This is a genomic window from Mycobacterium sp. (assembly GCF_049802695.1).
Lineage (GTDB): Bacteria > Actinomycetota > Actinomycetes > Mycobacteriales > Mycobacteriaceae > Mycobacterium.
The window spans coordinates 1-2,429 of record NZ_JBARMY010000263.1; the positions used below are offsets into that span (position 1 = coordinate 1).

2 protein-coding genes are annotated in these 2,429 nt (G+C 66.9%); one reads left to right on the forward strand and one right to left on the reverse strand.

Translation table 11 applies throughout. The annotated features are described in order from the left end of the window. Positions 1 to 51: 51 nt before the first annotated feature. Entirely contained in the window at positions 52 to 1,038 is a 987-nt protein-coding gene (gene ag85B / locus WA317_RS10850) for a diacylglycerol acyltransferase/mycolyltransferase Ag85B (RefSeq protein ID WP_425173032.1), read from the reverse strand. A 370-nt stretch (positions 1,039 to 1,408) separates the two neighbouring features. Between ag85B and WA317_RS10855 the strand changes: the two genes are divergently transcribed. Further along, a partial coding sequence (locus tag WA317_RS10855) for a DUF7159 family protein (RefSeq protein WP_425173033.1) occupies positions 1,409 to 2,429 on the forward strand: 1,021 nt, incomplete at its 3' end.

A 2,429-nucleotide genomic window follows, 5' to 3' on the forward strand; every position in this document is an offset into this window, starting at 1 on the left:
CATGAGACGGCGCGTGACGGCCAGCCGTCACGCGCAGTCCGGATTATGTTGTCAGGCAGACGGGTTGGCGCCCAGCGAGCCCTGGAGATCACCCTTCATGGCGTTCAACTGGGCACCCCAGTACTCCCAGCTGTGCGTGCCGCTGTCCGGGAAGTTGAACGTCGCGTTGTGGCCGCCGGCGGCGTTGTAGGCGTCCTGGAACTTAATGTTGCTGGACCGCACGAAACCTTCCAGGAACTTGGCCGGCAGATTGGCACCGCCCAGCTCCGACGGGGTCCCGTTACCGCAGTAGACCCACAGCCGGGTGTTGTTGCCGACCAGCGTCGGGATCTGGACCGAAGGGTCGTTGCGCTGCCACGCGGGATCGCTCGACGGACCCCACATGTCATTGGCCTTGTAGCCGCCGGCGTCGCCCATCGCCAGGTTGATCAGCGACGGACCCATGCCCTGCCCGGGGTCCAACAGGGCCGACAGCGAGGCCGCGTAGATGAACTGCTGCGGGTGGTAGACCGCCAGGATCATCGCCGCCGACCCGGACATCGAGATGCCCACGGCGGCGCTGCCGGTCGGCTTGACGTTCTGCTGCGAGGCCAGGTACGACGGCAGCTCACTGGTCAGGAAGGTTTCCCACTTGTATGTCGAGCAACCCGCCTTGCCGCACGCCGGGCTGTACCAGTCGGTGTAGAAGCTCGATTGCCCGCCTACCGGCATGACTACCGAAAGGCCCGAACCGTTGTACCACTCGAACGCCGGGGTGTTAATGTCCCAGCCGTTGTAATCGTCCTGCGCGCGTAAACCGTCGAGCAGGTAAACGGCCGGCGAATTCGCTCCACCACTTTGAAACTGGACTTTGATGTCATGGCCCATTCCAGCCGACGGCACCTGCAGGTAGACGACTGGCAGACCGGGACGTGAGAACGCCCCCGCCGTCGCGGCACCTCCGACCAGACCCACCAGGCCCGGAAGCGCGGCGGCCACGACAGTGCCCACCAGCAGTCGGCGGACCCAAGCGCGGACCCTGTTACTTACGTCTGTCATCACCAGTGCCCCTTGCTGTATGCCGTCGTGCATCCCGGCCCGATTTACCCGTCGTGCGCCCCAGCAAAACTATTCTGAAGTCCCCTCTCGGCAAAATTTACCTTCAGCGTGTCTATATGTCGATCAGGCCGCAAAAACATCTCGATTCCGCATCGCCTTCACCGTCCTTTTCGTCGGTTTGTTCGCGCGGTTCCGTTGACGCGTCGGCGGGCGCCGTCAAGGCCCCCGGCGCACAGTCGGCAACGGCCACCGGTCAAGTCATCCGTCCCGATCGGGTAGGGTTTGCTCGCCTGCGCAGGCTCACTGGGTACGCCGGACAAACGCCGACTTGTCTTGGTGCTGCGGAGGGTGCAACGCCGCAGGTAGCGGCATGATTGAGGATGCAGATTTGGACACGGTATTCGGGCTGTCACTGACGTCGACCGGAGTGGGATGGGTGCTGGTCGAGGGGCGTGCCGCCGACGGCGCAACCCTTGATCACGACGAGTTGGCTGTGCGGTCCGGCGGAGGTCTCCACGCCGTCGAGACGTCCAAGCAGGTGGCCGCCGCGGTGCTGCGGGCTGAAGCGACGGCGACGGCCACTGGCGGTCGGCTGCGTGTGATCGGCGTCACATGGAGCGACGACGCCGCCGCCGGCGCGGCGCTGCTCGTCGAGCAGTTGACGGCGGCCGGCTTCGACAACGTCGTGCCGGTGCGGTGGGTCCAAGCGGCCGAGACGCTGGCCGACGGCCTGGTGCCCGTCGTTGGCTACGACAAGACGGCGGTGTGTGTACTCGAGCACGAGTCGGCGACCGTGGTCATGGTCGACGCCTGCGACGGCGAGATCCGGACCGCAGTCAGGCAGGTGACCGGCGGCGCCGACGGCCTGTTCCGGTGGGTCAGCAAGATGTTCGCCCGGGACGGCTGGCGTCCCGACGGCGTCGTGGTGGTCGGTTCGGATGCCGAACTGGAGGATTTCTCGTCTGAGTTGAACGACGCCCTGCCCGCGCCGGTCTTCGCGCAGAGCGGAGCAGAGCTGGCACTCGCTCGCGGCGCGGCCCTGGCGTCGGCGCGGGAAGCGGGCTTCACCGAGACACCACTCCTCGAGCCGGCTATCTGGGCCCGCGAGGCGGGCGGCCGGACAGGCTCCCGGACTCCGTCCTATGCCGGCGCATTGACCGCGTTGGTCGCCGCCTCAGTCACCCTCGTCGGTTCGCTGTCGCTGGCGGTCGGTCTACGGCTCACGCCAGACAAACCCGCCGCTGAGAACGAAGCGCGGGCGACAGCCCAACTGGTTCACGCGTTACCGGCGCCCCGCGTCGCAAACGTGCCGATCGTGCCGCCGGCTCCGGTAGCGCCGCCGCCGACCGCGAAGCCACAACCCGCCGCAGCGCCGGAACTGCCGGTGGCCC